The sequence below is a fragment of the Streptacidiphilus sp. PAMC 29251 genome (assembly GCF_054208735.2).
This window is the reverse complement of record NZ_CM135725.2, coordinates 8,972,167-8,994,074: the sequence shown is the minus strand read 5'-3', so window position 1 is coordinate 8,994,074 and position 21,908 is coordinate 8,972,167. Positions and strand designations below refer to the sequence as shown.

Annotated in this window: 31 protein-coding genes; 22 read left to right on the top strand and 9 right to left on the bottom strand. The window is 69.3% G+C overall.

From position 1 onward, the window contains the following. Positions 1-48 precede the first annotated feature (48 nt). From ACXKR8_RS42740 to ACXKR8_RS42710, 7 genes are all read right to left on the bottom strand, one after another. The gene (locus ACXKR8_RS42740) at positions 49-537 is read right to left on the bottom strand and encodes a hypothetical protein (protein WP_458269902.1); all 489 of its coding nucleotides are present in this window, start codon (positions 535-537) and stop codon (positions 49-51) included. A gap of 119 nt (positions 538-656) precedes the next feature. Further along, positions 657-1,367, bottom strand: a complete 711-nt coding sequence (locus ACXKR8_RS42735) for a hypothetical protein (protein ID WP_462100070.1) — start codon at positions 1,365-1,367, stop codon at positions 657-659. Then, positions 1,361-2,149: a DNA-methyltransferase gene (locus ACXKR8_RS42730; protein WP_458269899.1), complete on the bottom strand. Its 789-nt coding sequence runs from the start codon at positions 2,147-2,149 to the stop codon at positions 1,361-1,363. The genes ACXKR8_RS42735 and ACXKR8_RS42730 overlap by 7 nt, the downstream gene beginning before the upstream one ends. 82 nt (positions 2,150-2,231) lie before the next feature. Beyond that, on the bottom strand, positions 2,232-3,167 hold the full coding sequence (locus ACXKR8_RS42725) for a hypothetical protein (RefSeq protein WP_458269898.1): 936 nt from the start codon (positions 3,165-3,167) through the stop codon (positions 2,232-2,234). Positions 3,168-3,209: 42 nt separating this feature from the next. Beyond that, entirely contained in the window at positions 3,210-4,586 is a 1,377-nt protein-coding gene (locus tag ACXKR8_RS42720; RefSeq protein WP_458269897.1) for a replicative DNA helicase, read from the bottom strand. Between the two features lie 8 nt (positions 4,587-4,594). After that, positions 4,595-5,527: a hypothetical protein gene (locus ACXKR8_RS42715; protein WP_458269896.1), complete on the bottom strand. Its 933-nt coding sequence runs from the start codon at positions 5,525-5,527 to the stop codon at positions 4,595-4,597. Positions 5,528-5,619: 92 nt separating this feature from the next. Then, entirely contained in the window at positions 5,620-5,886 is a 267-nt protein-coding gene (locus tag ACXKR8_RS42710) for a helix-turn-helix domain-containing protein (protein ID WP_458269895.1), read from the bottom strand. Between the two features lie 207 nt (positions 5,887-6,093). On the opposite strand from ACXKR8_RS42710, the gene ACXKR8_RS42705 reads away from it, so the two are divergent. From ACXKR8_RS42705 to ACXKR8_RS42685, 5 genes are all read left to right on the top strand, one after another. Continuing rightward, the gene (locus tag ACXKR8_RS42705) at positions 6,094-6,537 is read left to right on the top strand and encodes a helix-turn-helix domain-containing protein (protein ID WP_458269894.1); all 444 of its coding nucleotides are present in this window, start codon (positions 6,094-6,096) and stop codon (positions 6,535-6,537) included. A gap of 77 nt (positions 6,538-6,614) precedes the next feature. Next, entirely contained in the window at positions 6,615-6,743 is a 129-nt protein-coding gene (locus ACXKR8_RS42700; RefSeq protein ID WP_458269893.1) for a hypothetical protein, read from the top strand. A 40-nt stretch (positions 6,744-6,783) separates the two neighbouring features. After that, on the top strand, positions 6,784-7,137 hold the full coding sequence (locus ACXKR8_RS42695) for a helix-turn-helix domain-containing protein (RefSeq protein ID WP_458269892.1): 354 nt from the start codon (positions 6,784-6,786) through the stop codon (positions 7,135-7,137). Positions 7,138-7,250: 113 nt separating this feature from the next. Further along, entirely contained in the window at positions 7,251-7,448 is a 198-nt protein-coding gene (locus ACXKR8_RS42690; RefSeq protein WP_458269891.1) for a hypothetical protein, read from the top strand. Between the two features lie 13 nt (positions 7,449-7,461). Further along, positions 7,462-7,863 (top strand): type II toxin-antitoxin system death-on-curing family toxin, encoded by a 402-nt coding sequence (locus ACXKR8_RS42685; protein ID WP_458275229.1) that lies wholly within the window; start codon positions 7,462-7,464, stop codon positions 7,861-7,863. A 335-nt stretch (positions 7,864-8,198) separates the two neighbouring features. Here the strand turns inward: ACXKR8_RS42685 and ACXKR8_RS42680 are convergent, their stop codons facing one another. Further along, positions 8,199-8,498, bottom strand: a complete 300-nt coding sequence (locus ACXKR8_RS42680; RefSeq protein ID WP_458269890.1) for a hypothetical protein — start codon at positions 8,496-8,498, stop codon at positions 8,199-8,201. A gap of 181 nt (positions 8,499-8,679) precedes the next feature. Between ACXKR8_RS42680 and ACXKR8_RS42675 the strand changes: the two genes are divergently transcribed. The 9 genes from ACXKR8_RS42675 (at position 8,680) to ACXKR8_RS42635 (ending at position 15,697) form a co-directional block, all read left to right on the top strand. Continuing rightward, positions 8,680-8,913, top strand: a complete 234-nt coding sequence (locus ACXKR8_RS42675; protein ID WP_458269889.1) for a hypothetical protein — start codon at positions 8,680-8,682, stop codon at positions 8,911-8,913. Next, positions 8,910-9,089 carry a hypothetical protein gene (locus ACXKR8_RS42670; protein WP_458269888.1) on the top strand — a complete coding sequence of 60 codons (180 nt, stop codon included), beginning with the start codon at positions 8,910-8,912 and terminating at the stop codon, positions 9,087-9,089. Before ACXKR8_RS42675 ends, ACXKR8_RS42670 begins: the two co-directional genes overlap by 4 nt. Further along, positions 9,086-9,235 (top strand): hypothetical protein, encoded by a 150-nt coding sequence (locus ACXKR8_RS42665; RefSeq protein ID WP_458269887.1) that lies wholly within the window; start codon positions 9,086-9,088, stop codon positions 9,233-9,235. The genes ACXKR8_RS42670 and ACXKR8_RS42665 overlap by 4 nt, the downstream gene beginning before the upstream one ends. After that, positions 9,232-9,444 (top strand): hypothetical protein, encoded by a 213-nt coding sequence (locus ACXKR8_RS42660; RefSeq protein ID WP_458269886.1) that lies wholly within the window; start codon positions 9,232-9,234, stop codon positions 9,442-9,444. Before ACXKR8_RS42665 ends, ACXKR8_RS42660 begins: the two co-directional genes overlap by 4 nt. Positions 9,445-9,527: 83 nt before the next feature. Further along, the gene (locus ACXKR8_RS42655) at positions 9,528-10,562 is read left to right on the top strand and encodes a DUF2637 domain-containing protein (RefSeq protein WP_458269885.1); all 1,035 of its coding nucleotides are present in this window, start codon (positions 9,528-9,530) and stop codon (positions 10,560-10,562) included. Positions 10,563-10,577: 15 nt separating this feature from the next. Continuing rightward, positions 10,578-11,138: a hypothetical protein gene (locus ACXKR8_RS42650; protein WP_458269884.1), complete on the top strand. Its 561-nt coding sequence runs from the start codon at positions 10,578-10,580 to the stop codon at positions 11,136-11,138. Between the two features lie 137 nt (positions 11,139-11,275). Beyond that, positions 11,276-13,042 (top strand): hypothetical protein, encoded by a 1,767-nt coding sequence (locus tag ACXKR8_RS42645; protein WP_458269883.1) that lies wholly within the window; start codon positions 11,276-11,278, stop codon positions 13,040-13,042. Position 13,043: 1 nt separating this feature from the next. After that, positions 13,044-13,412 carry a hypothetical protein gene (locus ACXKR8_RS42640; protein WP_458269882.1) on the top strand — a complete coding sequence of 123 codons (369 nt, stop codon included), beginning with the start codon at positions 13,044-13,046 and terminating at the stop codon, positions 13,410-13,412. Between the two features lie 239 nt (positions 13,413-13,651). Beyond that, the gene (locus ACXKR8_RS42635) at positions 13,652-15,697 is read left to right on the top strand and encodes a helicase HerA-like domain-containing protein (protein WP_462100069.1); all 2,046 of its coding nucleotides are present in this window, start codon (positions 13,652-13,654) and stop codon (positions 15,695-15,697) included. A 269-nt stretch (positions 15,698-15,966) separates the two neighbouring features. Here the strand turns inward: ACXKR8_RS42635 and ACXKR8_RS42630 are convergent, their stop codons facing one another. Next, positions 15,967-16,152 (bottom strand): hypothetical protein, encoded by a 186-nt coding sequence (locus tag ACXKR8_RS42630; RefSeq protein ID WP_458269880.1) that lies wholly within the window; start codon positions 16,150-16,152, stop codon positions 15,967-15,969. Between the two features lie 492 nt (positions 16,153-16,644). Between ACXKR8_RS42630 and ACXKR8_RS42625 the strand changes: the two genes are divergently transcribed. The 8 genes from ACXKR8_RS42625 to ACXKR8_RS42590 all read left to right on the top strand — a co-directional run bounded on the left by ACXKR8_RS42625 (position 16,645) and on the right by ACXKR8_RS42590 (position 21,878). Beyond that, positions 16,645-18,291, top strand: coding sequence for a TROVE domain-containing protein (locus ACXKR8_RS42625; protein ID WP_458269879.1), 1,647 nt, complete (start codon positions 16,645-16,647; stop codon positions 18,289-18,291). Between the two features lie 152 nt (positions 18,292-18,443). Beyond that, positions 18,444-19,154: a hypothetical protein gene (locus ACXKR8_RS42620; protein ID WP_458269878.1), complete on the top strand. Its 711-nt coding sequence runs from the start codon at positions 18,444-18,446 to the stop codon at positions 19,152-19,154. A gap of 97 nt (positions 19,155-19,251) precedes the next feature. Further along, complete coding sequence (locus ACXKR8_RS42615; RefSeq protein WP_458269877.1) at positions 19,252-19,467, top strand: hypothetical protein; 216 nt, start codon at positions 19,252-19,254, stop codon at positions 19,465-19,467. Positions 19,468-20,005: 538 nt separating this feature from the next. Next, positions 20,006-20,140, top strand: a complete 135-nt coding sequence (locus ACXKR8_RS42610; RefSeq protein WP_462100068.1) for a hypothetical protein — start codon at positions 20,006-20,008, stop codon at positions 20,138-20,140. After that, on the top strand, positions 20,140-20,499 hold the full coding sequence (locus ACXKR8_RS42605) for a hypothetical protein (RefSeq protein ID WP_458269875.1): 360 nt from the start codon (positions 20,140-20,142) through the stop codon (positions 20,497-20,499). The genes ACXKR8_RS42610 and ACXKR8_RS42605 overlap by 1 nt, the downstream gene beginning before the upstream one ends. After that, positions 20,496-20,687, top strand: coding sequence for a hypothetical protein (locus ACXKR8_RS42600; protein WP_458269874.1), 192 nt, complete (start codon positions 20,496-20,498; stop codon positions 20,685-20,687). Before ACXKR8_RS42605 ends, ACXKR8_RS42600 begins: the two co-directional genes overlap by 4 nt. 20 nt (positions 20,688-20,707) lie before the next feature. Beyond that, positions 20,708-20,989: a hypothetical protein gene (locus ACXKR8_RS42595; protein ID WP_458269873.1), complete on the top strand. Its 282-nt coding sequence runs from the start codon at positions 20,708-20,710 to the stop codon at positions 20,987-20,989. 22 nt (positions 20,990-21,011) lie between these two features. Then, entirely contained in the window at positions 21,012-21,878 is an 867-nt protein-coding gene (locus tag ACXKR8_RS42590) for an SGNH/GDSL hydrolase family protein (protein ID WP_458269872.1), read from the top strand. The last annotated feature ends 30 nt before the right edge of the window (positions 21,879-21,908 follow it).

The window sequence follows — 21,908 nt, the reverse complement described above, 5'->3', positions numbered from 1 at the left end:
TCGGGGTGAGTACCGCCCGGCCAACGACCAGGCGGCGGAAGGCGGTCCTCAGATCGTGCTGCTCAGCGCCGGCACCAGGACCCGCTTGGGCTTCGCCGGGCGGGTGGCCTGCCGGTGGGCGTACTGGGTGAAGGCCGTCAGCGCGACCGTGACCACCAGAGCAACGAACCCCGCAGTGTCCGCGGTCGGGACGGTCGTACCGTGCTGCGAGGGCATCGGCAGCAGCACGACCCCGAACAGCCCGGTGGCGGCGTAGAACAGGTCGCAGCCGACCGCCGCACGCGCCCAACCGGGGCGCACAACGAGGTTGATCCCGGCGAGGGGCAGGTCGTCCAAGGCGCCCTCCATCGGGGACTTGCCGTGGACCATGGAGTACACGGCGAGGGAGACCACGGCCAGCAGGCCTGTGAAGAGGATCGACGCGAGGCCGTGGAACAGGATCTCGGCGAGGAACACGGCGCCGGTCGCGGCGAGGGCGGTGTGGGTGCGGCGGCACCAGCGGTGCGGGCACGCGCGGGTCGGACGGTCGGCGGGCATGAGGGTTCCTCCAGGTCATTGATCGGATGTTGAACGTCTGAACCGGCGGACCGATAACTAGGGCCTATCAATCAGCTCAGACGGTACCGCTGCCGGGTCCAGCAGGTCAGGCAGGCAGGTCAGGCAGGGTGGCTGGGGCCGTGCATCAGCTCCTGCACCGTGTGGTCGGCACAGTTCCAGCGCCCGCCGCCGTGCAGGTCGCGCAACTCCCGGGCGGTGACCAGGCGCAGCGTCAGCCCCAGCTCGGCGGCGCGGAGCCGGTCGGACGGCATCGGGTAGTGATGGGCGGTCACCTCGGCGAGAGTCGGGAACAGGTGCACGCCGTCGCCCCAGTCCGCGACGATCCCGGCGGTGATGCAGCCGCACGGGCGCTGCTCGATCCAGCGCATATGGGCGAGCGGAGGTTCGGTCGTCATCGGTGCTCGGTCCAGCGGATCTTCATGACGGGTGTCCCGGAGCCGTAGGACGTGACCTCGACGTCCACGTCCACCGACCGGAGGGGTGCGCGGCCGGGCAGCACTGCGAGGGTGATGTGCGCCCCCCGCCCCTTCCGGGCCTGCGGCGCCTGGGTCGACGCGGCCGTACAGCAGCCACTCGATCGCACTGTCTGGGCCGAACGCGTCCAGGTTCCAGTGGTGCAGGGTCACCTCCTGGCCGGTGGCGAACGCGATCGTCGCGGGCTCGGCGGGCGCGGGCTGCTCCTCGGGCGGGTCCTGGTCGCGGGGGCTGCCGTCGGTGTCGGTCAGGCCCTGCCGGTAGTCGGCGCTGTGGTCGGTGTAGTCGTCAGACATCCGGGTCTCCATGGTGGTGGTGGTGGGCGTGGTCAGCACTTGGCGATTTGGTCGGCGATCTTCTCGGCGGCCTTGACGCGGGTGACGGTCAGTTCGGCGTAGGTCCGGTCGATCTCCACGACGAACGCCCGGCGACCGATCAGCACAGCGGCGACGGCCGTGCTGCCCGAACCGGCGCAGGGGTCCACGACCAGGTCGCCGCGCACCGTGGACGACTCGATCAACTGCGACATCAGCAGAACGGGCTTCTCCGTCGGGTGCCGGGTCACCGAAGCCGCATTGGGGCGCGGCACGCGAATCACACTGCCGTGCCGCAGCCGGGCAGCCAGCGTGCCCTCCGAGGCCCGGGAGATGTTCGACTTGCTGTGCACCCCGAAGGCGATCGGCTCATGCCCTGGCCCCCAGGGCGAGGTCAGATCGCCCAGTCCGGTCATGCACTTGTCCCAGATCAATTGGGCTGTGCCGCCAAGGCGCATGGCACCACGCACCTGGTCAGGGGTGTAGCCGAACACGTAGCAGTGCCGGTTCCTGGCGAGGCCGCGCACATTGGTCCCCTCGGGGCCGACCCACTCAGCCAGGGCCCCGGGCCAGTCGACGGTGCCGTCGTCGCCCTGCAAGCGGTCGAAGTTCCGGCCGACGTTGCTCCGGTAGTTGACGCCGTAGGGCGGGTCGGTGCACAGCAGCCCGTACCCGGCGGGGACGGATGCGATGACGGCCGGGTCGCGGCAGTCGCCCCAGATGACCGTGCACCGGTCGGAGGCGTACAGGACCTCGCCGCCGGGCGGGGGCTTGAGGTCGAGGGCGAGGAGGGCAGCTTCCATGCGGGGTCTCCTTCGTGGTGTGGGTGGGCTTCGTGGCTCAATGATGCCGGGCGCAAGGAGCCGGCCACAGGGTCAGACGGCCTCACCGTTTCCAGGCGTAGACCTTCTCCCCACCGATCATCGGCGCGCCTTCGGGGCCCTTGACGTGCGGGGCGATCCAGACGGGGCGGTGCACCTCGCGGCTGGGGTACCACTGCTGACGCCAGTGACCACGGGTGATCCAGCGGTGCACGTAGTTCCGTCCCGACTCCCCGGGCTCGCCTGAGGTGTGCTTCGGGCGGCGCAGCTCGATCACGCGGACACCGGCCGGCTCGTGACCCTCGCGACGCAGACGCTTCCGAGCGGCGCGGTCAGGCTCCAGCTGCTCCACTGTGGCCAGGGACTGCTGCATCAGCAGCCAGGCTGCAATGACGGTTCGACCCCATAGGTAGAGCGGTGAGTTCTGCGGGGACACCTGCGCCGAGGCGGGGGCGAATGACCATTCGGCGTCGACTTCGTACATCCACTTGGGCCATGCGCCGCCACGGCCGAGGCCAGGGTTGATGGCCATGATGCTGTCCCAGTCGTGCTCCAGGTTCGCGTAGAACGAGAGCCACAACGAGAGGCCGAGGTCCGTGTTGGAGGCGATCCCCCAGGCGACTCCCTGGATATGGCCGAGGGTGTCGTCGTGCTCCACGATCACGTTGTGGAGCGGGTGCCCGAACACCATGAAGCCTTCGGTCGCTGGCACGTCGAAGGTCTCGACGCGGAAGTCCGGCAGCGATTCGGCGGCGCTTTCAGCGAGATCGGTCATGTCGTCCGAGACGTAGAACAAGTCGGCAGAACGGAGGCGGCTCATCTCAGAGGTGCGCCGCTGTTCGGGGCTCGGATCGACAACGAGGACGCTGCCGTCGTGATCCTCGACCCAGGAAGCCGGTTCGAAGGTGCGCCGATTCCACCACTCGATCCCTTTCGGGCTCTCGCTGCACGCAACCAGATTGGCTCGCAGTTCGGGCAGGTCTTGCGGTCGGATGTCCACGGTGCTCCTCGTGAGGGTGAATTCAGGATGCCCGGCAGTCCGTCAGCTCTGCGCCATGTCGACGAACCTGGAGTAGTGGAACTGCGCGGCGACGGTGATGTCCGCAGTCGGCCCGTTGCGGTGCTTGGCAACGATCAGATCGGCCTCGCCGGAGCGCGACGACGTCTTGTCGTACGCGTCCTCGCGGTGGATCAGGATCACCGCGTCGGCGTCCTGCTCGAGCGCACCCGTGTCCCTCAGGTCCGAGGCGACAGGCCGCTTGTCCGTCCGCTGCTCCGGCCCGCGGTTGAGCTGGGCCAGGGCCAGCACGGTGCAGCCCAGTTCACGGGGCATCAGCTTCAGCTCGCGGCTCATCTCGGTGGCCTCGGCGTACCGGTTCTCCTGGCGCCGACCACTGCGGTCGGGCTCGAGCAGCCCGAAGTAGTCGATGACGACCAGCGGCGCGAGCCCGGTCTCGCGGGTGACCTGCTTCGCACGGGCCCGGATCCGGCCGAGGGTATTGCGGGCCCGGTAGTCCATCCACAAGGGCAGGTCCCGCAGATGCTCGAGGTGCCGGCCGATGCGGGACCAGTCGTCGTCGTCCATCCCGGCCTTGCCGCGCTTGAGGTGGTGGAATCCGACGCGCGCACGGGCGGCGATGATCCGGTTGGAGACCTCGCGGCGGTTCATCTCGAGCGAGGAGAACAGCACCGGGCGACCGGTGGCGGCCGTAGCGGTGGCCACCCCGAGAGCGAACGCGGACTTGCCCATGGCTGGCCTGCCCGCGGCGAGGATCAGCTGCCCGACCTCGAGCCTCATCAGGGAGTCCATGTCCTCGAATCCGGTGACGGCGAAGGGCTTCGCGATGTCGGCCTCGAGGGAGTCGAGGTGCTCGTCAAGGCTGTCGCCGAAGCGCCCGAAGTCGGCATCGTCGTCGTCGAGGCTCCCGGCGAGGAGTTGCTCGACCTCGGCGAGGTGGCCGCCGATGGCCTCGTCGGGGTCTTCGGGGTCGGCGGTTCGGGCCCGCTGGGCGCCGCGGACGGCGGTGTTGAAGAAGTCCTCGAGCCGGGCGAGGCCGCGGATCTGGTTGGCGTAGTAGGCGGCGGACGGTCCGGGGTAGGCCAGGGAGGCGAGCTTGTGCAGGTAGGGTGCCCCGCCGGCGCGGACGAGGCTGCCGTTGCGCTCGAGCTCGGTAGCGACTGCGATCGGGGTGGTCGGGTTGTCGCGGCCGTGCAGCCGCAGGACGGCTTCGTAGATCAGGCCGTGGGCGGGCCGAGCGAAGTCTCCGCCGCCGCGGAGGACTTGGGCGACGTCGCTGACGGTGTCGTAGCTCGGGGTAGCGGCGAGCAGCGCGCCGAGGACGGGCTGTTCGACGGCGATCCGGCGGGCATCCCGGTCGTCATGTTCGCTCGAGGTCGGGGCCTCGGTGGTGGTGGTCATGCTGGTCCTTAGGCGGCTTGGTCGGCAGGGTGGGTGCAGCGGGTGGTCTTGTCGCGGCCGGTGGTCTCGTCGGTGTAGTCGACCCAGCCGGGGCGGGGCTGGTCGCGGCAGCGGTCGCAGGTCTCGAGGACGGGCGAGGCGCGGGTCCTCGCGGTGGGCTTCTTGGGCAGGTCGTCGATGCGGAATGCGAGCGCACCGGCGTAGGTCTTGACGGGGCCACGGTCAGCCGTGAGGTGGGCGGCGAGGTCCGCGTCGAGGTCCCACCCCTGCCGGGCGATGGCTTCCAGGAGCAGCGGGGCCTGCCTTCGCGCGGTTGCCCGTCCGACGCCCCAGGGCGAGGGCAGCGACTGGAGGAACTGCTCGGCCCGCTGTTCGTCCTGTTGCTGGTCTCCTCCGCCTCCTCCTGTGGTGGGTGAGGCAGACGGGTCGGCAGGGGTGGAGGAGGTAGTACTCGAGGAGATAGGAGGAGTAGGGGTTAGCTGAGGGCTAACCCGTTCTGTAGCTGTGGGATAACCCATTCCGTCGAGCGCGTTAGCTGAGGGATAACCCATCCCATCGTCGCCCGGCTCGGAATGGGTTAGCTGACGGCTAACGCGTTCCGAACGGGTGCACTGCCCTCGCAGGCCATCGTGAGGGGCTTCCGGGCACAGGACGGGGAAGCGGTAGACCGCATGCCGACCAGGCTGGCCAGACATCTCGCGGCCGTCCCGGATGGCGTACTCCAGAACGCCCTTGGCCTTGAGTGCAGAGATCGCTACCCGCCATGCAGCGGCCTTCTTGCCGACACGCTTGAGGATGTAGTCCTCGTGCACGGGGCCGAAGGTCTCCCTGGTCGAGTCCTTTGCGTTCTCAGCCAGAACGAGCAGATCGGCGCGCTCGCCAGCGGTGAGCCCGGCGTCTTGCCAGTGATCCATGATCTCGACCATCAGCTTGATGCCCATGGGCGCACCACCTTGCGGCGGTTGGCATCCGGGCTGTTCGGGATCACGCAGACTCCAGCTGATGTGCAGGGATGATCGGGCTGGGGCTGTGGTTAGTCCGCGCTGATCAGCTGGTCGACAGTGAGTTCGTAGGCGTTGGCGAGCTGGCCGAGAGTGTCGCGGCTGGGCCCGTTCTGGTTGCGGGTGATCCGGCTGAGGACTCCGGCGTCGACTCCAGAGCGGAGTGCCATTCGAGACAGATGCAGGCGGCCGTCTCGCCGAACGTCCCCTGCGAGGGTCGCAGCGGCCCGCAGGTTGGCCAGGTTGAGCTTGTACTTGGCGGCCACGGGTGACCTTTCCGAGTGGGTGCGAATGGGCATGGTAGAAGCACCGAGGCTCCATGTGCTCCTACAGGAAGTCTACCTCATTTCCTGTAGGGCTACATGCACATGTGTGCCAACGTGCCCCGCCGCCAAGAGCTGAAATAGGCCACCACCTGCGCAAACCCACCCCCGCATTCATGACAGCGGGTAGCGCACACGCTACGATCTGCCCGTGACCATGGGCGCGCACACGAAAGGGCGGGGATGAGCAGCGAGCACGAGGACTTCGCTCGCTGGCTGCGAGAACGTGCCGCCTTCGTCGGCTACGACACCACCAAACGCGGCATGATCTCCCGCCTCGCCGAAGCATCCGGCAACGACCCAGCCCAGATGAGCCGCTTCCTACGCGGCCAAGCCATCCCCGCCATCGACGGGCAGCGCGGCCTCGCCAAAGCGCTGAAGGTCAAGCTGCCCGAGGTCATGATTCGCGCCGGCTCCGCCCAGCCGGAGGACTTCGACGACGTCGCCCCCCGGACGCCGTCGTACGAGATCGAGCGCGCCGCTGAACTGCTCGGCGTCCCGCCAGGCAAGCGGACGGCCTATGTGCGGCTCATGAAGTCCATGGCACTGCTCACTGGCAGCAAAATCATCGACCCCGCCGAGACACGGGGCTTCGATTCCCTGGCAGACGACGACCCCGTCGAGTAGCACCCCGCCATCCGCCTGACCCCGCGCGCCTATCGCGCGCCCTACCGGACCCCGCCGCACGCTGGGACCCTGGCCTCATGTCACGCCCCTACAGCCCGTCACGGCCAATCCTGCTGCTGATCTGCCTCACGCCCGTGATCCTGCTGCTCCTCGCCATGCTGCTGTTCGTTTTCGTCGTGCCCGACAGCGGCGTCGGGCACGGATGACCCAGGCGACCGGGCGGGGCCGGGGCGTAGCGTGGCGGGCATGACCCTGTACGACCGCCTGGCCGCCACCCCGGACGGAGCCCGACGCCTCGCCGTCGCCCGGCTGCGCCGCGAAGCAGCCCGGTGCCTGCGCCGCGCCCACCTCGCCTCCGAGCTCAGCGTCGACGACATCGCCTCCCGGGCAGGCAGCCACCGCCGCGACCTCATGCGGGCCCTCGGCGGCGGCCACGACATCAGCGTCGAGCAGCTCGCCCGGTACCTGCACGCCATGGGCTACGAGCTGGAGCTTCAGCTTGTGCCGGCCGGGGAACCGCGGCGGAAGGCCACGGCATGGTCCGAGGTGCGCGCCCACATCGTCACCGACGATCGTCACCCGTTCGGGAAGAGTGACTGAAGACTCGTAGAGTCGTAGACCTATTTCGGGGTACATTCAAAACAGGTACCAAAAGCGGTACCTACTGACGCACCCTCGTCACGAACACGTCACCCACACCAAAGGCGGACACCATGCCCGCGCTGAACATCACCTTCACCGACGAAGAGATGACCACCATCCGCTGCGCCGCCGCGAAGGAGGACGCCAGCATGAAGAACTACGCCCGCGACGCCGTCCTCGCCAAAGCCCGCCGCCAGCGCATCGCCGAAGCCACCGCCCGCGCCGTCCGCAACAACCTCGGACTGAGCAAGCGACTGGCCGACAAGTAGCCCGGAGTTACCAATCACCGACTACCTCGATGTCGAAGACGTCCTCGACATCGCAACCGCCGTCCTCGCAGAGTTCGGCACGGAAGCCAAAGTCAGGGACCTCGGGCTACTCCAGAGCGCGGTAGCACGACCCCGCACTCACGTATTCGGGGTAGACCCCTACCCGGGGATCTACGACAAGGCTGCGGCCCTTCTCCACTCACTGGCCGGCAACCACTCGTTCATCGACGGCAACAAGCGAACGGCCTGGCACTGCACTGTCGTCTTCCTGGACATCAACGGCCTGCGCCAGGTCCAGTCAAACGACGAGGACGCCCAGGAGGCCCTCGCCCTGGCTGCTGCGCAATCGCTGATCGACATTTCGGAGATCGCCAATCGGCTACGGGCGCTCTTCGAGTGGAGCGGCTGCGAATAGCACGTTGCACCCCGGCGCCCGCCCTCCTTCCGGAGCGGCGGGCGCTGCCATGCCCGCACAAAGGTTCCCGCTACACGGGTCTGGCCTCCGCCACGGCCGGGGCGTAGCGTCCGTGTCCTGCGTGAGCGGCCCTCACCCACCCCCCACGGCAAGGGCCAGCCCGCAGCACGCACCCAAGGCAGCCAAGCCCCAGGGGTGCAGCGGGGCGCCGCGGCCCTCATCGTGCGAGACCGCGGCGCTTCCGCGTCCGCTGCCATTCCCCTGGGTGACTGACACACCGCACGACGCAGCGCCCGACCCAGGGTTATTGGGTCGGGCGCTGCTGCTTGTGGGGACTACTCGGCAGGCGGGTCGGGCTTGGGCTTGCTTCCGCGCTCTCCGGCTTCGATCTGCTGAACGCGCGCCAGCGAGATGCCCAGCGCGGACGCGATCTTCCGGTAACTGACGCCCTGGGCCCGCATCGTGATCACGGCCTGCTGCCTGATCCCCCGCAGCTTGGCCTGCTGCACCGGCCACTCCGCGAGGAGCGCACCGGCTCGCACCGCCTGCTCGGCCGGGTCATGCATAGCTTCGAGCGAAGCCACGGCGTCGAGCACGCGCCGCACCTCCTCAATTTCTTCCGCCTGTTCAGGCAAAACAGCTTCCTCCCGATTTGGGAGCGCAAGCTCACTGGACTACTGTACAGCGGGCGCTGTACGGTAGTCCATGAGCGAGCACGATCCGCTCAGCAACAGAACGGCCCCAGTCGCAGCTTTCCCGGCAGGCGACTGGGGCCAGACCCACCCACCACCGTCAAGCGATCGGGTAGGCCCTTCCATGCAGAGTAGCGATCAGCACCTCAGCAGCACACCCACCCCGCAGGTCACGACCCTCGCGGTCCTGCGCGGCGTCGACATCCCCCGCGAGCCGCTGCGCATCGTGCAGCCCGAGCGCCGCGTGATCCCCGCCGCGCCCCCGGTCCCGCTCACCGCCCGCTTCCACCCCGACGTCTACGGGCCCAGCGACCGGTACGACGCCCACCACGCCGACCTCGCTTTCGGTGCCGCATGACCGGCGAAGAGCACTACCACCGCGCGGAGGACCTCCTCGAACGCGCCAGCCACGCCACTGAAACCCCCGCCAGCCACGCCGCACTCACCGCCCGCGCCGCAGCCCACCTCCACGCCGCCGACATCGCCAACCAACGCGAAACCGCTGGCCTCCACCCCTACGGCGGTGCCGCATGAGCCGCCCCACGATCATCGGCGACGGCCCCGAACGCGAAGCCGCCGACCCCGAGATCGCCGAGATCCTCGGCGGACTCACCACCCTCGACGGGACCAACATCCTCGACATGTGGCTCAGCAGCCAGGACGAGGACGGCGAGGAATGAGCACCGCGCCCGAACAGCCCGGCACCCCCGACGAGATCGCCGCCGCGACCAAGACCGCCAACGACCTCGCCCAAGCCTTCATCAACTCCGCTCACCTCACCTACGCCCAGCGCGCCGCCCTCACCGACGACTACCGCGCAGCCCTCACCCGGCTCCGGGAACTCAACGGCGGACACGCCATCACCCTCAGCGCCCTCGGCGACGCGTAACACCCCCCAATCGGGCGGCCGACCTGGACACCGTTCCCCCACGGCACAGGCCAGCCGCCTCCCCACCACTTGAAAGGCAGACCGTGAACGACGAAGGCCAGCGCGCCCGAGCCGCCGACCGGATCCGCGGTGCCGCACTCTGGCTCCGCGACACCGGACTCGGCGGCTTCGGCTTCGCCCTCGTACTCGTCGTCGCCCTCGCCGGATGGTCCGCCAGCTTCATCGGCCTGCACGCATTCGGCGCCGGCCACATGTCCCTGTCCCAGCGCGCCGCCTGGCTCGTGCCAATGACGTTCGACGGCGCCCCGGCCGGCCTGTCCATCGTCGTCATGCGCGCCGGCATCCACGGCCGCTCGGCCACCCTGTGGCGGATCCTGATCATCGCCTTCACCCTGCTGTCGTCGTGGATCAACTGGGAGCACATCGGCGACCCGACCGGACGCGACGTCGCCGCCCTCATGCCACCTTCCGCAGTGATCCTCTTCGAGGGCCTGATGTCGGAGGTCCGGGCCGCGGCGAAGCGGCGCAACGGCGGCCTGCTGCGCCCGAGCCTGCACCCGCTCCGGTGGGTCTTCGACCTCACCGGGACCTGGAGCCTAGTGCGCTGCTACGTCCTGGACCTCCCGCTCCCGGCCGCCATGGACCCCGCCCTGAAAGCGCCCCGAGCCACAACCCATGGCGCCCCGACCCAAGCCGCCGAAGCGCCACAGGCGCCTGCCGAAAGCGCCACGCAGAGCGCCACGGTGGACCTTGCAAAGCGCCCTCGGGCGATGCCCCAGAGCGCCATGGCGGACGCCACCGAAGCGCCATCAGAGCGCCCCGCCGACGACGACCAGAGCGCCACGGACACCGTCCCCAAAGCGCCATCGAAGCGCCCCAGCAAGACGCCATCAGGGCGCTCCAAGGTCGACGTCCGTGGCGCCGCACGGGACGCCATCAAGGCGCTCTACGCGGACACCGGAAAGCGCCCCAAGGAGTCCGACATGATCGCCGCCCTGAAGGCGGCGAAGCTCCCGCACTCCCGCCAGTTCGCCAACGCCCGACGCCTGGAGGTCGAGCGCGACGATCCCCACCTCGCCGCGCTCGGCTCCGACAACGTCCGCACCCTCACCGCCTGAGATCAAGGAAGAACCGTGAACCACTCCCCCTACGGCGACTACAACGACCCCGCCTACAACATCACCCAGGTCCCGGCCTGGAAGTCTCCGCCGGTAGCCGAGGACGGCCGCGCCCCGAGCGCCGGGCTCTCGCCTCGCGCGAAGGCTGCGATCGGGGCCGGCGCCGTTGTCCTGGCCGCGTCGGGCATGTTCGCCGTGTCGAACTACGAGTCCGCCCAGGCCGACGCCAACGTCCGCGAGGCCCAGATCGCCGTCGATGCCGCGAGGGTCACCCTCGCGCAGGAGCAGCAGGCAGCGGCCCAGGCCAAGGCGGCAGCCCAGGAAACCCCAGTCCAGAGGGCGCGCCGTCTCGCAGTCCAGGCATGCGTGGCGAAGGCCGGGGACAGTTACGGGGCGATCTCGGACTGCGGGAAGGTCTACCCCGTCACCGACACGCCCGCGATGGGCGACACGTCCAGCACCGTGAATAGCGCCAGCAGTGGCTCGGGGTCCGAGGTCGGGCTGGTCGTCATGGGCTCGATCGGTGTCGTCCTGGTCGGCGGCTGGGTCAAGAAGCGCTTGCCCGCCCGTAGTTAACAACCTCCCCCCACCCACCCCCCACCTGCCGGGAAAACGCCCAATCGGCGCTACTGCGCAGGCCAGAGCCCTATTCCTGTTCTCTCGGGGTCGGGTGGGGGGTGGGTGGGGGTCAACCGATTGAGAGGATTCTGGTGATGGCGACAGCCACTGAGCCGACGGTACGACCCGACCCGACGCCCGCTGACCCGGCGACCGTCGCCCCGCAGGCCGGGCCGCTGGCCCGGATCCTGACACCGGTCGAGCCCGCCCGCCCGGTGACACCGCTGGGCACCACCGCGTCCATGGGCCAGGAGGCCGAGGCGGCGAGCAGCACGGCCAAGGACAGCACGGGACAGGGCACCAGCCGGGACGGTGCGGTGACTGCCCTCGTGCGCGCCCTGGCCTCACGGCTGGCCCGCACCGGCACCACGACCAAGCGCTCCCATGAGGTCAAGGAGACCCGCGTCTCCGGAGCCACCAGCACCAGCGCGAACAAGTCCGATCGGCTGGCCAAGCACGACGGCCAGCACCGCACCGCCCGGGACGCGAAGACCGCCGACCTGAACAACAAGCAGTCCCAGCAGCACCGACGCCACAACGGGGACGTCAAGAAGGCTGACACCTCCGACCGGAAGACCGCTGACACCAAAGCGGCCAAGGCCGACACCGCATCCCGGGACAACAAGGACCTGAAGAAGGGCAACAGCAGCGACGCGAAGACCTCCAGCGCCAAGACAGCAAAGGCCGACACCGCGTCCAAGCGGGACGACAAGGCCGACCGCAGCGCCCCGGCCGCGAAGGCCGCAGACATCAAAGCCCCCAACGACCGGGCCCAGAAGGACGCCACGGCTGGCCCGCCCAAGCCCACCGGGACCGTCAACGACCCCAAGGGCCTCGGTGCGAAGATCGCCGCAGCAAAGGCCCCTGACCCCAAGACGGGCGCCAAGGCCGGCCCGGACACCGACTCGACGAAAGCCGTCCCGAAGGCCGACTCCAAGAGCAGCCCGGCGAGCACAGCGAAGGCCACACCCGAGGCCACCGGCCGGCCCCCGCTGCGCACGCAGCCCGCACGCGAGGCCGGGTACCGCCAAGGCACCAAGGTTGCCGCCACCGCCGGCAAGGTCGAGGCGTACCGCGACGGCGCGAAAGACGGGTGGGACGACCAACGGGCCGCCGACCACGCAGAAGCCAAGCAGATGGACGAAGCCAGGACCCGCAACGCCATCAAGCCTCAGAAGGTGCAGCCGGAGTTGAAGCCGGCCAGCGGATCCACCGCCGACATGACCAAGCAGCCCGCCCCAGCGGCAGCGCAGGAATCCAAGAAGACAGCCCCCGAGACCAGCGCGGCCAGCACCCCGCCGGTGGCCGTATCAGAACGGGAGAAGCCGATGACGCCGACGAAGCCGGCACCCACGACTGCAGCCGTTCCACCGAAAGCCCAAGCGGCCCCAACTGCGGCACCTGTCCGAGTCAACGCTGTCGGCGCGAAGTCCGTCAGCTTCACCGGCGCCGACGGCGTGCAGCACGTCATGGGCCGGGGCGAGATCCGCACCCTGCGCCAATTCGAGCGTCGTCTCTCGGAAGACGCGACCAGGCTGGCCAGGATCGAGGAGGCCACCAGAGAGACCCAGGCGCATGCGGAGCTGCTCTTCACCCGGGCCAACCGCCTGTTCGAGGAGGCGAAGGCCGTCAAGGGCGGCGTGACGCTCTCCATGGTGCTGCTGCGCCTCGCCGAGCGCGCCAAGGTACTGCACGGCAGAGCCCAAGAGGTTCAGAGGAATGCCCAGCGCAGCACGGAGGCCGTCAAGGTCCTGTCGGCCAACGCGAACACCCGGCACGGCGGAATCTACAAGGCGGTCGTCGACTCCCCGCTGACGATTCCCGCCGAGCGTGCCTTCTACCAGGACAAGCAGGGGAGCTGAGATGACGCTGACCTACCGCGAGCTACTCGGGGAGACACGCGAACTGGCCCGGGCGGTACGCAAGGAGGCCAGGGCGAACGGGGAACTGGCCGCCCTGATGATCCATCAGGCGGAAACCACGGGCCGTACCGCCGAGCAGATCGCCACCCTCCACGTGGACAGCGCGACCGTAGCCGAGACCAACGAGGTCGCCCGGATCATGATCGGCCTGTCCGTTGCAGCCCTGGCCTACGCCAACGCGACCGACGAGGCCGCGCGCGCTGCGGTTGCAGCGGAGCAGCAGAACGTGACCGACCACGGCGGCATCCAGGAGGCCCGCGACCGCTCCCCCGTCGAGATGGCCGACCGCGACTGGTACAGGCAGGAGTAGAACCGTGACCACCAACGACACCCAAGCCGGCAGCGCAGTCCGGCACGCGCACAAGCCGGGCACCGAGAAGCGCTTCGCCCTGGCCCAGGTCGGCGCACCCCTGCTGACCGCCGTGGCCATGCCGCTGCTCGACCCGCAGGCCGCGAGCACCGTCAGCATTCTCCTCACCGGGCCGGCCCTGGTCGCTGGCGCGAACTACACCCGGCTGCTGTCCGACCACGCCCTGGACGCCCTGCCCGGTGGCGACATCCTGCGCGCCCACCGCGAAACCGTTCCTCGTCTCCGCGATCGCTACCGCCACCGCCGCGGCGACCGCGACCCTGCACGGCTGGCCCGGCACCGACTCCCTGATCGCCGGATGGATGGCACTGCCCTCCATGGCCGGCGCCGTATCCCTGGCCTGGTGGGCTGGCACCGGGTACGTCGCGTTCTCCCTGCGCCGGATCCTGCACGGCAAACCCCGTCCGCTCACCCCGCCCAGCGCGCAACCCGCACCGGCACCGGCCGCCAGCCCTGCCGAGGATGTTCTGCAGGGATGGCACAGCTACATCTCCGCCGACCGCGCCGCCCACCCCGGCAACCACCTCACCCTGACCGGCCACAGCCCCGAGGCATGGGAAGGCACAATCGAGGCCCGGCCCGGCCAGCAGGTCTCCGTCACCCGGGAAACCATCTCCGGGGTCTACCAAGTACCCGTCGAGCAGGTCCACATCACCCCAGGCCCGCACGCCAGCTCCCGGCGCATCCTGGTCCAGACCGTGGCCCCCACGGTAGCCGAGCAGCAGTACAGCAACCTCGACGCCCTGTGGATGCGCCGCGTCGGCTCCACGTCCGGCTGCATGCCCGGCACCCACCTCGAAGGCGCCGTCCCCGACCCCGCCACCGGCGGAGTCGCCGCATGGATCGTCGCCGACGAGGACACCGACCACATCACCGTCCCCGACGCCTACCGCATCGCCGGCGCCCTGCGCACCACCACCCTGCTGGTGTCCGTGGAACCGACGCTCAACCCGCGCAAAGCCAAGCTGCGGCTCATGGACCGCTCACCCCTGGAAGAAGGCAAGGCGCTGCCAGGGCCGGCTGCGCTGCGCGCCAACAAGAACGGCTTCGTCGAACTGGGCACCGGGATCTCCGGGCGCCCGTCCCGCATCCAGATCTTCGACCAGAAAGGCGGCGCCCGGCACGTCCTGGTCGCCGGCGTCACCGGCTCCGGCAAAGGCGGCGCCCTGCAGCTCCTGGCCCTCAGCTACCACGTCAACGGCGTCGCGATCATCTACGCCGACCCCAAGGGCTCCTCGAACCCCGACGTCGAGGACATGGCCGCGCACGCCGGCTGCGGCATCGACGGCGCCATGGGCGCACTGCGCCTGGCCTACGCCCTCCTCCTGCACCGCGTCCTGCAATCCCAGCGCCTGCGCATGAAGAACTTCGAGGCCACCGACACCATGCCGTTCGTCGCTGTCGTCCTCGACGAATTCGCGCAACTCCTCGGCGACAAGGCCCTGAACCGGGCAGAGGCCGCGTTCATCATCTCCGCGATCGCCGAGCAGGGCCGCTCGCTCGGCATGTGCTTGGTGCTGTGCGGCCAGATCCTCAACCTGGACAAGATGGGCGGCGACACGGCGATCCGCGACAACGTCTTCTACGGCGGCGCCCTGCTGCTGCTGCGCTCCGACAGTGCGCAGAAGCACCGCGTCGACCTCCCCGACGCCTTCGAGGGCGCTGACCCGTCGAAGATCCCGCCATTCTGGAAGGGCGACGACGACACGCTGATCTACGACCCCGACATGCCCGAAGACGACCCGCGCCGCACCTTCGGCGTCGGCTACGCCGTCGGGCCCGACGAACGGGCCGAGATGATGCGCCTGTGGATCCTGGAGTCCGCAGCCGGCCACTACGACCCCGACCGCATCGTCACCCCGGCAGACTTCCCCGACTGGGAGGACCGCCACGACATCGCCCTGATCCCAGTCGGCCCCGCTGCTGCCACCGGGGCCGACGAGGATGAGAGCGGATCAGGGTGGATGCCCGCACAGCGGGGGCCGATCCTGGCCAAGGAGCCGACTGCGCAGGCCAAGATCCTGACCGTCCTCACTGAGCGACGCGATCCGATCGGCCTGGAGGTCGGATACCTGCACCTCGACGAGATCACCCAGATCACCGGCGTCACCCGCAAGACCGTCGAGAACACCGTCAGCCGCCTGACCAAGGACGGCACCATCACCCGCAACCCCGACGCCTCCGGCGAATACGGGCTGCCGCTCACGGTCAGCAGCGACCAGTGACCAGGCAGTCGACGCGCAGCCGCGTTCTGTACTGGGTGCGCTGCCGGATGCGGCGCGTCGACCGGTGGTGCTCGAAGGCCATCCCGATCATCTGCCTGGTCGGGATCATCGCGCACTGGCTCATCCACTGACCGCCGTGATCGTCCCACCGTCCACCTGACGCCCGCCCCGCCCTGGGTGCAGACTCGATGCACCGACGCGGAAGACCGTCGCGACAGCCCGGCCCCGCTGTCCCCCGCAGCGGGGCCGGCGCATGGGGCGGGGTGGCGCTACGACACCTCGCGCCGGGACTCATACCGCGATCCCGCCCGAACCACCCAGCGCCCATCACCCGACACCACCACCGAGTTCGACGGCTTCGACACGTCCAACCCCATGCTCGCCAGCACCACGGCCCAAGCCTCGGCCTGCTGCTGCGTCTTCACCTTGATGAAGACCGACGTGTCGTCACCCATACGCCCATGGTGACGCCCTGGAACTGATGATGCGCAAGGTTCAGGAGAATCAAGTCACGCACTGTTGCCTGGATCGGGTACCGTGGGCGTCGTCCAGGTGCGCAGGTAGGGGTTACTTCCACTTGTAATGGGGATGTCGCGGGTTCGAATCCCGCCTCCGACTCCGGTCGGTGTAGCTCAGCGGCCAGAGCGCCTTGTTTCCTCCACCGACCTTGATCTCTGGACCACAACTTCATATGCACCTCCCGGTGCGCAGGTCCCGGCTACTTCTTCGAAATAAGCCGCCGGTACCGCTTCTGATCTCGGGAGGACATGCATCGGGGGTGCCCGGTGCGCAGGCAACGGATACTTCATGTGCTGCGGGTTCGAGTCCCGCTCGATGGCTCAGGCCATCGGTAGCTCAACGGGTAGAGCAATGACCCAAGCCCGTCGCCGCTTCCGATCTCGGGCACCCCACTGCATCTCCTCCCCTCCTTCGTGAGGGGTTTCTTTATGTCCCGCTTCAACACCCGAACCGCCAAGCCGACCGTGTCGTCCCCGGTCACCAACACCACCCCGGGCCTCACCCACCAGGGCGGCGCCGGGTACCTCCGCGACGCGAAGTCCGAACTGTTCCTCCTCGCAGTCGCCAACTTCGTCGGCCAGGACACCTTCTACGAGTCCGGCGGCACCCGCGACGACCGCTACACCACCCTGGTCCGCGAACTCGCTGTGCAGGACCCCGCCTGGACCGCCGCCCTCCTCGGCTGGCTCCGCGGCGACGCCAACATGCGCACCGCCGCGATCGTCGGCGCCGCCGAGTTCACCAAGGCCCGGCTCGACGCCAACGCACCCGGACTGTCCAGGCAGGCCATCGACGCGGCCCTCCAGCGCCCCGACGAGCCCGGCGAACTCCTCGCCTACTGGACCAGCCGCTACGGCCGCAACGTCCCCAAGCCCGTCAAGCGCGGCATCGAGGACGCCGTCCGGCGCCTCTACACCGAGCGCTCCCTCCTCAAGTACGACACCGACAGCAAGGGCTACCGCTTCGGCGACGTCATCGAACTCGTCCACCCCAGCCCCGCCGACGACAAGCCCTACCAGGGCGACCTGTTCAAGCACGCCATCGACCGACGCCACAACCGGGACAACGAGATCCCCGACCGGCTGCGGATCGTGCGTCGCCGCGCCCAACTCATGGCCGAACCGGTGGCCGATCGCCGCGGCCTGCTCGCGTCCGCCGCCAGCACGGAGGGCACCGAGGGGTGGCTGAACGGCGCGGGCATGACGTGGGAGGCGCTGGCCGGCTGGCTCCAGGGCCCGATGGACGCCCAGGCGTGGGAGGCCGTGATCCCGTCCATGGGCTACATGGCGTTGCTGCGGAACCTCCGCAACTTCGACCAGGCCGGGGTGTCCGGCGCCGTCGCGCAGCAGGTAGCGGCAAAGCTCGCCGACCCGGCCGAGGTCGCCCGGTCCCGGCAGCTGCCCATGCGGTTCTACTCCGCCTACCGCGCCGCACCGTCGCTGCGGTGGTCCTGGGCGCTGGAGCAGGCCCTCGGGCACTCGCTGGTCAACGTGCCGAAGCTCCCCGGGCGGACCCTGGTCCTGGTCGACACCTCCGGGTCCATGCGTGAAGCGTTCAGCAAGGACGGAACCGTCATGCGCTGGGACGCCGCCGTGGTCTTCGGCATCGCCCTGGGCTACCGGTGCGCCCAGGCCGACATTGTGTCGTTCTCCGACGTCTGGGACGGAGCCCGCTACGGCTACGGCCCGAACAGTGGCTCCGCCGTGCCCAGCAAGCAGTTCGCGCTCACCCCCGGCGGGTCCGTCCTGTCCGAGGTCAAGCGCTGGAACGAACAGGGCTACTTCATCGGCGGCGGCACCGACACCACCGGAGCCGTCCAGCGCCACTACAGCGGCCACGACCGGGTCGTGATCCTCACCGACGAGCAGGCCAACAACCACACCAGCGTCGACAAGGCCCTCCCGGAGACCGCGCCGCTGTACACCTGGAACCTCGCCGGGTACCGCACCGGTCACGCGCCGTCCGGCACCCGAAACCGGCACACGTTCGGGGGCCTAACCGACCAGGCGTTCCGCATGGTTCCGATGCTGGAAGCCGGCGCGAACGCGCACTGGCCCTGGGAGCAGAACACCTGACCCGACGTCAACCGCGGCCCCTCGCAGTAGGCAGGCGAGGGGCCGCGGTGCGTCAAGGGCGCCACTTCAGCCACAAGGTGGCACTCTCGGCCGCCACAAGTGCCACACTTAGGGCAGCCCCTGCCACTCCTGCCACACCGGGAGCCTGCGCCATGCCCGTCCTCACCCCATGCCCCTCGCACCACAACGCAGCATGGAGGCGCGCCGAAGCCGCCGACCAGCCCCACGAACTCACCCCCGTCTACGGCAACCCGATCCACTGCCTCGGCTGCCAGGGCCGCGCCTACCACCAGCTCGCCGAACTCCCCGAACTCCTCGCCGCCGTCTGGCTCGAAGCTGAGTACGGCACCGCCGCCAAGCAGACCGGCACCATCGGCCGCATCCACATTCCCTCCTGGCCCGGACAGGCCTCCCGACTGATGACGGACATGATCGTCGGCGGCCTGACGGAACTTGAGGACGACCTGCGGGAACTGCGGCACCTCAACGGCCGCCCGGACCGAGGACGCGAGGGACCAACCGCGTCGGGAGCAGTGACGTTCCTGCTGATCCACCTCGATTGGGCGCTCGTCCACCACCCGGCCGCGACCGAGATCCACGACCGGGACTCCGCCAACCCTGCCGCGCAGATCGACCAGTGGCACCGGGCCGTGACGCGGTTCACCCGCCGCGACTCGTTGCGGGTCCAGCTGGCCGCCCCGTGCCCGAGGTGCGCGCTTCGCACCCTTGCGCACGAGGACGGCGAGGAGTACATCGAGTGCCGGAACCCGGCATGCGGCGCGCTGCTGACCGACGCCGAGTACGCCACCCATGCGGGTGAAGTCGCAGCTCAGGAGGCGTACGAACAGGCGTCTTGTGCTTGATCGGGTTGCCGTGTAACACTTTCGGCAGATACCCATGCCTTCGAAGGCCCCGAGCCAAACGCTCGGGGCCTTTCGCATGCCCATGCCGGGGGTGACCATGGTTGTCTTCGAAGGTGACCTCCGTTCGGTCACATGGTCGACGAATCAAGGCGCCGCAGCTGCCGGTGTTCCACCCGGCAGGATCCGGATCTGGGCTCACCGCGAGAAGCTCGCCCCGGTCAACCCGGCGTCCAAGCACCCGCGTTACCGGGCGCTGGACGTGCTCCGGGTCGAGGCCGAGATGAGCGGTCGGCTGGCCTCCGTCGCCGCCTGATACTCCTCGCCGCTACGTCCCCCCTGGCGGTGAGGTACCCGCGCCCGCTTCGAGGGTGGCGGGTGGTGGTGCGCGGCCCGGTCGAGGCCTGACCCTCCCGGGCCGCGCACCCACAAACCGAAGGCGGTGACCATGCCCGCCTGCACCGCTTGCCGCGACCTCGGTCACGTCTGCGAGAACCACCCCGATCGCGTTTGGGGCCCGGAGTGCTGCGACTTCGCGGCGCATGCCGGGTTCTGCGAGCACGGTGCCTGCGGCTGCGGTGCGGGTGAACCGTGCCCTTTGTGCTGTGGTCCGGTGCCGCAGGACGGCACCGCTTCGATCGCTGAGGCCTTCACGCCGCGCTTCATGTCGAGGTGGTGACCATGCGTTTCATCCGTCATGCCCGTCACGAGTTCTGGTGGTGGTCCGAGCAGCACGCCGGGAACCTCTGGCATCGCGTCTGCCGCGATGGGGTGTCGTGCTGGCTGGACTGGCTACCCGCGTTCTGCTGCGGGCGACGGTACGCAGCGCAGAACGCGCTGTACCCGAGGTGACCGTGGACGCCTGGCTGTACTGCTCCTGCGGTCACCTCGCCACCGAGCACGCGCAGGGCGGGAAATGCCGGGCCAGCAGCCTCGACGACTGGCCGTGCGAGTGCCCGCAGTTCGACACCGACGACGAACCCGAGTGATGGCCGAGATCACGCAGACCATCATGGTCGGCGACCCGCAGGGCCGGATCGGAAACTGCCTCCAAGCCGCCGTCGCCTCGCTCCTCGACCTCGACCTGGACGACGTGCCGCACTTCGCCGAGCACGACGACTGGCTGAACCGCATGGTCGACTGGGCCAACGCCCGAGGCTGGAAGGTCCAGCAACGGCCGCCAGCCGCCATAGTCCCCATCGGAATTGCCTACGGCCCCTCCGTGCGCGGAGTCACCCACGCCGTGGTCTTCAGCTTCGGCGACCAGGTCTGGGACCCCCACCCATCCCGGGCCGGGCTGCTCAGCATCTCCGGGATCTACGAGTTCAGCCGGATCGGAGCAGCTTGACCGAGGACGACCCCGCCCGCGCCCTGATCGCCCCGTTCACCCTCCCGCAGGACTGGAACCCGACCTACGGCACCTGCTCCCGCTGCGGCCGGGACGCCGTCCAGACCGACACCGGGTGGCACCACGACGGTCGAGGCTGCGACCCCCGCCGGGCAGCAGCGGCCGAGTTCATCCCCGACCCCGAGTAACCCCTCACCTCGGAGGCGACATGCCCATCGACGGCCTCAGCCGCGCGTCCTGCCGGTTCAACGGCCTCGTCTGCGCGCTCTGCCTACGCGAGTTCGCCGACTGGGAACGCGCACACCAGATCGAACTGGAGCCGTACTACGCCACCGACACCAGCGGGCACCGGGGGCTGCGCTTCTACGACCGCAAGGACCCGCTGTACCTCGCCGCCCCGCAGACCCAACCGGCGGTAACCATCGCGCCGATCACCGCAGACGGCTCGACCCTCGCGATCGCCGTCTGCTACGAGCACTTCTCGAACTGACTTACCCTCACCTGGGAGCGTCATGAGCACCGCGAGCCCCGCCGCCTACTCCGCCGAGACCGCGACCGCCATCGCCAACGGCTCCACCACCAAGGGCTACATCGAGAACAGCTCCTACGTCGGCTGGGACGGGGCAGTCCCGCGGTTCAGCCAGCAGTCCCTGCTCGACCAGCTCCAGTACCTGATCGGCCAGCAGCGCCGCGCCCACGCCGCCTTCCGCAAGGAATGGCGCACCGAGATGGGCATCACCCCCAAGGCCACCGTCAAGGTCATGGTGTGCGGCGACAGCATCACCGCCGGCCTCGGCTCCAGCGACGGCATCGGCTACCCCGGCTGGATGATCGAACACCTCGACCAGCAGAACATCGCCATGCAGCTCAGCTACAACGCCCAGGGCGGCTGGTCTCTGCCCAACATCATGGCTGGCATGGCCGCCGCGCTCACCGCCCAGCAGCCCGACATCGTGACGATCCACATCGGGACCAACGACGCCGGGAACACCGCCCACCTGGCTGCCTACCAGACCAACCTGGTCACCCTGCTGAACCAGATCTTGTCGTTCACGCCCGCCGTCACCGGCGTTGTATGCGCGCTCATCCCGATCAGCCAGGGCGTCACCGCCACGTACCAGCAGGGCGAAGCCGACGTGAACACCAAGATCCTGGCCGCCGTCGCGGCCGTCGCTAGCCCGCGCGTCACCACCGCCGACTGTCGCGCCACCGCCGAGTCCGTGACCAACAGCATCGACACCTGGCCCGGCGTCGCGACCCCGCCCGGACGCCACACCTTCGACGGCATGCACCCCTACGACAGTGCTTGCGCGAAAACCTCCGAAGCCATGCTCGCAGCCGCGGCTGCCGCCGGATGGCTGCCCGGATACACCGCCTGACGCAGGACCACACCGAGAACCCCTCACCCT

Coding starts and splice junctions, on each gene's coding strand:
- ACXKR8_RS42620 (WP_458269878.1), top strand. CDS start 18,444: ATGCCCGTCCTCACCCCATGCCCCTCGCACCACAACGCAGCATGGAGG.
- ACXKR8_RS42730 (WP_458269899.1), bottom strand. CDS start 2,149: ATGGAAGCTGCCCTCCTCGCCCTCGACCTCAAGCCCCCGCCCGGCGGC.
- ACXKR8_RS42645 (WP_458269883.1), top strand. CDS start 11,276: ATGGCGACAGCCACTGAGCCGACGGTACGACCCGACCCGACGCCCGCT.
- ACXKR8_RS42670 (WP_458269888.1), top strand. CDS start 8,910: ATGACCGGCGAAGAGCACTACCACCGCGCGGAGGACCTCCTCGAACGC.
- ACXKR8_RS42625 (WP_458269879.1), top strand. CDS start 16,645: ATGTCCCGCTTCAACACCCGAACCGCCAAGCCGACCGTGTCGTCCCCG.
- ACXKR8_RS42740 (WP_458269902.1), bottom strand. CDS start 537: ATGCCCGCCGACCGTCCGACCCGCGCGTGCCCGCACCGCTGGTGCCGC.
- ACXKR8_RS42640 (WP_458269882.1), top strand. CDS start 13,044: ATGACGCTGACCTACCGCGAGCTACTCGGGGAGACACGCGAACTGGCC.
- ACXKR8_RS42630 (WP_458269880.1), bottom strand. CDS start 16,152: ATGGGTGACGACACGTCGGTCTTCATCAAGGTGAAGACGCAGCAGCAG.
- ACXKR8_RS42675 (WP_458269889.1), top strand. CDS start 8,680: ATGCAGAGTAGCGATCAGCACCTCAGCAGCACACCCACCCCGCAGGTC.
- ACXKR8_RS42595 (WP_458269873.1), top strand. CDS start 20,708: ATGCCCATCGACGGCCTCAGCCGCGCGTCCTGCCGGTTCAACGGCCTC.
- ACXKR8_RS42700 (WP_458269893.1), top strand. CDS start 6,615: ATGTCACGCCCCTACAGCCCGTCACGGCCAATCCTGCTGCTGATCTGC.
- ACXKR8_RS42665 (WP_458269887.1), top strand. CDS start 9,086: ATGAGCCGCCCCACGATCATCGGCGACGGCCCCGAACGCGAAGCCGCC.
- ACXKR8_RS42615 (WP_458269877.1), top strand. CDS start 19,252: ATGGTTGTCTTCGAAGGTGACCTCCGTTCGGTCACATGGTCGACGAAT.
- ACXKR8_RS42695 (WP_458269892.1), top strand. CDS start 6,784: ATGACCCTGTACGACCGCCTGGCCGCCACCCCGGACGGAGCCCGACGC.
- ACXKR8_RS42715 (WP_458269896.1), bottom strand. CDS start 5,527: ATGGGCATCAAGCTGATGGTCGAGATCATGGATCACTGGCAAGACGCC.
- ACXKR8_RS42705 (WP_458269894.1), top strand. CDS start 6,094: ATGAGCAGCGAGCACGAGGACTTCGCTCGCTGGCTGCGAGAACGTGCC.
- ACXKR8_RS42690 (WP_458269891.1), top strand. CDS start 7,251: ATGCCCGCGCTGAACATCACCTTCACCGACGAAGAGATGACCACCATC.
- ACXKR8_RS42710 (WP_458269895.1), bottom strand. CDS start 5,886: ATGCCCATTCGCACCCACTCGGAAAGGTCACCCGTGGCCGCCAAGTAC.
- ACXKR8_RS42590 (WP_458269872.1), top strand. CDS start 21,012: ATGAGCACCGCGAGCCCCGCCGCCTACTCCGCCGAGACCGCGACCGCC.
- ACXKR8_RS42605 (WP_458269875.1), top strand. CDS start 20,140: ATGGCCGAGATCACGCAGACCATCATGGTCGGCGACCCGCAGGGCCGG.
- ACXKR8_RS42720 (WP_458269897.1), bottom strand. CDS start 4,586: ATGACCACCACCACCGAGGCCCCGACCTCGAGCGAACATGACGACCGG.
- ACXKR8_RS42660 (WP_458269886.1), top strand. CDS start 9,232: ATGAGCACCGCGCCCGAACAGCCCGGCACCCCCGACGAGATCGCCGCC.